The organism is Vagococcus sp., assembly GCF_036639995.1.
In the GTDB taxonomy this organism is placed as follows: Bacteria; Bacillota; Bacilli; order Lactobacillales; family Vagococcaceae; genus Vagococcus.
Window position 1 is genome coordinate 1 of sequence record NZ_JAVWHO010000078.1, and the last position, 4762, is coordinate 4762.

Below are 4762 nucleotides of genomic sequence, written 5' to 3' on the forward strand. Positions count from 1 at the left end.
AAAAAAGACACCCTCCAAATGGAAGATGCCTTGAAATTCTGTATAAAAACGAATTAACGTTTTGAAAACTGACTAGCTTTACGAGCTTTTTTAAGACCTGGTTTTTTACGTTCAACCATACGAGCGTCACGAGTTAACAATCCTGCACGTTTAAGAGCTGGACGGAAATCTGGATCTACTTGTAAAAGAGCGCGAGAAATACCGTGGCGAGTTGCCCCAGCTTGTCCTGCGTATCCTCCACCGTTAACGTTAACTAATACGTCATATGCGCCTTTAGTTTCTGTTAATACTAGTGGTTGCATGATTACTTCACGTAAATCAGCATGTGGAATATATTCTTCAATGTCTTTGTTGTTCATGATTACTTTACCTGTACCTGGTACTAAGCGTACGCGAGCTACAGATTTTTTACGACGGCCTGTGCCTAAATATTGTACTTTAGCCAATGAAATTCCCTCCTTAAATTAAGTTAGTGATATCTAGTACTTCTGGTTGTTGCGCTTCATGTTTGTGTTCTGCTTCACCGTATACGAATAATTTAGAACCTTGTTTACGTCCTAAAGTATTTTTTGGTAGCATACCTTTGATTGAAGTTTCAATCAAACGACGTGAATTTTTATCACGCATTTCACCAGCAGTTGTTGATTTTAAACCACCTGGGTATTGACTATGACGGTAATAAATCTTGTCAGTGTCTTTTTTACCTGTTAATTTAATTTTGTCAGCGTTGATTACGATTACGTAATCACCAGTGTCTACATGTGGTGTGAATGTTGGTTTATTTTTTCCACGTAAGATAGATGCTACTACAGTAGATAGACGACCTAAAGGAATATCTGTCGCGTCTACTACATACCATTTACGTTCGATTTCGCCATTTTTGGCCATATATGTTGTACGCATGGGTTTCTTCCTCCAATTTATGTTCTTAATGTTTGGCATTACATAATAAGTTTCCGGGGCTCACCATGTTGTGGTCAAACAATACCATTTATCATATTAGCGTGATTTCATTGATATGTCAATCAAAATCACTACTTTTTTTCATTTTTTTTGAAATTATTCATAAGATACATTCATCAAGAAAAGCCCTTCAGGATGGGCAGTTGGCCCTGTCATTTTCTTGTCTTGGTTCTCTAAAGCTATTTTTATCGCATCAGTCGGTAATTGTTCATTACCTATTTTTAGTAACGTACCAACAAGCATCCGTACCATCTTATAAAGAAAGCCGTTACCTCTAAAAATAAAAAGTAACCCTGAATCACCCGTTTCTTCAATTCGAACCTCATAAACGTTTCTTGTTTTGTCTTCAACTGAACTACCAGTCGCACAGAACACGCTAAAATCATGCTCTCCTTCAATATATTTAGCCGCCTGCCTCATTACATCTAAATCCAAATCGAATCGGTAATGGGCTGAATACAAGCGTTTAAAAGGGTCTCTTGATTGTCCTGTATCCACATAATAGTGGTAAATCTTTTCTTTGGCTAAATAACGTGCATGGAATGTATCTTCTACTTGCTCCATTGACACAAAACAAATATCATCTGCAGTTTGTGTGTCTAACGCAAAACGAAATTTTTCTGCCTCACGTTCATGAGGATAATCAAAATGAATCACTTGCCCTTTTGCATGGACCCCTGAATCTGTTCGCCCAGATGGATGAATAGTAATTGATTTACCACCATTTAATCTTCTCAACGTATTTTCAATTTCTTCTTGAACCGTATGTGCATTATTTTGAATTTGAAATCCCGCATAGTTGGTTCCGTCATAGCTAATCACTGCCTTATAACGTGGCATCTGCGTCTCCTCTTTTCTCTAAAAAGAGGTTAGGACACTTTCTAAAAAGAAAATGTACCAACCTCTTGTATCTATTTTTTAAGCACGAACAAAGACTAATAAAACTGTTAACAAAGCAAAACCAATGACAACAAATGTATCATTCTTTTGCCAATGTAGCACACGGTACTTAGTTCGGCCGTCGCCACCTTGATATCCTCTTGCTTCCATCGCAATTGCCAAGTCTTCCGCTCGGTTAAAACTGCTAACAAATAGTGGAATTAAAAGAGGCACAATCGCCTTCATTTTCTGCATCAAATTACCTTCACCAAAATCCACACCACGCGCACGTTGCGCATTCATAATCTTTTCTGTCTCATCCATCAATGTTGGCACAAAACGTAACGCAATTGATAGCATTAATGAAATTTCATGAGCTGGAAATTTGATTGCTTTTAAAGGTCTCAGTAAATATTCAATCGCATCTGCCAAAGAAAGCGGCGGTGTCGTTAACGTTAAGAGCGTTGACATAAAAATAATCAACACAAAACGAATAAAGATATACGCCCCGTTTTTAAGACCAAATTCACTAATCGTAAAGATTCCCCACTTGAAATACACTTCTCCACCTTGAGAAAACAAGACTTGCAAGATAACCGTAAAAAGAATCAACCAAATTAATGGCTTTACTCCTTTAATGAAGAAATTCAAATTAATTTTCGATAATAATATAGCAAAAATTGTAAAAGCAAACATCACACCAAAGGATTGAAAGTTATTACACATAAAGATAATCCCAATAAAATAAAAACTAGCCACAAGTTTCGCCCGAGGATCCAAATTATGAACAAATGAATCACCAGGAATATAACGACCTAAAATCAGTTTATTCATCATCTGAATCACCTGCTTTCAAGTCTTTTGCTAATTCATCTGCTAACTCTTCTGCCGTTAATGGTAATTGTGAAAACTTATAACCTTTTTCCATTAACTCAAAAGCAAAGTTTGTTGCAGTTGGCACACCTAATTGCTTTTCTTTTAACCAGGTCACATCTGAGAATATGTCACGTGGATGACCCTTTTTATGAATTTTGCCCTTTTCAAGAACCACCATATAATCCGCATACTCTGCAACATCATCCATTAAATGTGTTACTAAAATAATATTGATTCCTTTTTCTTTATGTAAACGATAGAACATATCCATCATATCTTTGCGTCCACGAGGATCAAGTCCTGCAGTTGGTTCGTCTAAAATAACCACTTCTGGCTCCATTGCAAGTACCCCAGCAATCGCCACACGTCTCATTTGTCCACCTGACAAATCAAAAGGCGATTTTTCCATAAGAGACTCATCTAAGCCCACTAAAGTTAACATTTCTTTAGCTAACTTCAAACTCTCTTCTTCAGATACCCCAAAGTTTTTAGGACCAAAAGCAATATCTAATGCAACAGTCTCTTCAAACAGTTGAGACTCAGGAAACTGAAACACGATACCAACTTTTTTTCGAATAGGTTTTAAATTTTTATTATCCGTATCAGGTTTAATCACTCTGTCCCCGATAGTCACCGTACCTTTAGTTGGTTTAAGTAACGCATTCAAGTGTTGTAGTAAAGTAGATTTACCACTTCCAGTATGTCCAACAATCGCTGTATAGCTATTAGAAGGAATCTCTAAATTAATATCAAATAATACCCGCTGCTCAAAGGGGCTATTAGGTTGGTAAGTAAAATCTACTTGTTCAAACCGGATGTCCATAACCACTCAACCATTCCTTCCTCTGTTAAATAAGACGCAGGTACATCAATACCACGGTCACTCAATGCGGCTTTTAATTTTTCAGGAAAAGGAATATCCAGCCCTAATTCAATTAGCTCCTCGCCTCTTGAAAAAATAGCTGCAGGCGTTCCTTCTTGAATGATTTCTCCCTCACGCATTACTAATACACGATTCGCATGAGCTGCCTCATCAATATCATGTGTAATCGAAATAACAGTCAAATTGGAATCTTCTTTAATTTTACGAATGGTTTCAATTACTTCTTCTCGTCCTTGAGGATCTAACATAGATGTCGCTTCATCTAGGATAATAACATCAGGACGAAGAGCAATCACACCAGCAATTGCAACACGTTGCTTTTGACCGCCAGAAAGTCTCGCAGGTTCTTTTGTGGCAAACTCAGACATGCGAACTTTTTCTAAAGCATCCTGAACTCGGACTAGCATATCTTCACGAGGTACACCTTGATTTTCTAAACCAAAGGCAACATCATCTTCAACCGTTGAACCGACAAATTGATTGTCAGGATTTTGAAAGACCATTCCAATCATTCGTCGAATATCCCAAATCGTACTTTCTGTTATTTGTTCACCCTTAACAAAAATATCCCCACTATTTGGGGCAATTAATCCATTGATAGTCTTTGCTAAGGTTGATTTACCAGAACCATTATGTCCAATTAAAGCAACCCATTCTCCAGGATAGATGTTTAATGACACATCACTTAATGCATTTTTAGTTTCTTCACTGTTATATTTAAATGTTATATTTTTTAATTCAATTAAAGGAGTCTCCATAAAGCCTCTTCCCTCATTACGTTTATTTTAAAAAAATGTTTCATTCTATTCTTAAATCTCTTTAAAAATACAAGGAAACATTTTTGTGACACGATAAATCCACGTTTATCCTATCTCATATTCAGATAAATAACAATTAAAGCGCATTTAATTCACGGTATAAAAAAAGCACTTTATATGATGAGCGCATGCCCTCTGACACAAATCAGAGGACAGCACCGAGCTAGACTCGGAAAAAATAAATTTTCCAACATCATAACACTCTAAAAGAATCATCTATAAAGTGATGCAACATATATCAAACAAATTTATTAAACTAATTCAATAATTACCATTGGTGCAGCGTCACCGCGACGTTGTCCTTTTTTAAGGATACGTGTGTAACCACCTTGGCGATCTTGGT

Annotated in this window: 7 protein-coding genes; all 7 read right to left on the reverse strand. The window is 36.7% G+C overall.

What is annotated here, in order from left to right; genetic code table 11:
* Window positions 1–53 precede the first annotated feature (53 nt).
* Complete coding sequence (gene rpsI / locus RR554_RS12030; protein WP_206966951.1) at window positions 54–446, reverse strand: 30S ribosomal protein S9; 393 nt, start codon at window positions 444–446, stop codon at window positions 54–56.
* A gap of 13 nt (window positions 447–459) precedes the next feature.
* Window positions 460–903, reverse strand: coding sequence for a 50S ribosomal protein L13 (gene rplM / locus RR554_RS12035; protein WP_332468131.1), 444 nt, complete (start codon window positions 901–903; stop codon window positions 460–462).
* A gap of 156 nt (window positions 904–1059) precedes the next feature.
* Window positions 1060–1803, reverse strand: coding sequence for a tRNA pseudouridine(38-40) synthase TruA (truA, locus tag RR554_RS12040; protein WP_332468132.1), 744 nt, complete (start codon window positions 1801–1803; stop codon window positions 1060–1062).
* Between the two features lie 78 nt (window positions 1804–1881).
* Complete coding sequence (locus RR554_RS12045) at window positions 1882–2679, reverse strand: energy-coupling factor transporter transmembrane component T family protein (RefSeq protein WP_332468133.1); 798 nt, start codon at window positions 2677–2679, stop codon at window positions 1882–1884.
* Entirely contained in the window at window positions 2669–3541 is an 873-nt protein-coding gene (locus RR554_RS12050; protein WP_332468134.1) for an energy-coupling factor ABC transporter ATP-binding protein, read from the reverse strand. Before RR554_RS12050 ends, RR554_RS12045 begins: the two co-directional genes overlap by 11 nt.
* A complete protein-coding gene (locus tag RR554_RS12055) occupies window positions 3517–4359 on the reverse strand; it encodes an energy-coupling factor ABC transporter ATP-binding protein (protein WP_332468135.1) in 843 nt (280 codons plus the stop codon). Before RR554_RS12055 ends, RR554_RS12050 begins: the two co-directional genes overlap by 25 nt.
* 311 nt (window positions 4360–4670) lie before the next feature.
* Window positions 4671–4762 (reverse strand): L17 family ribosomal protein (locus tag RR554_RS12060; RefSeq protein WP_332468136.1); only part of this gene is annotated, 92 nt, incomplete at its 5' end.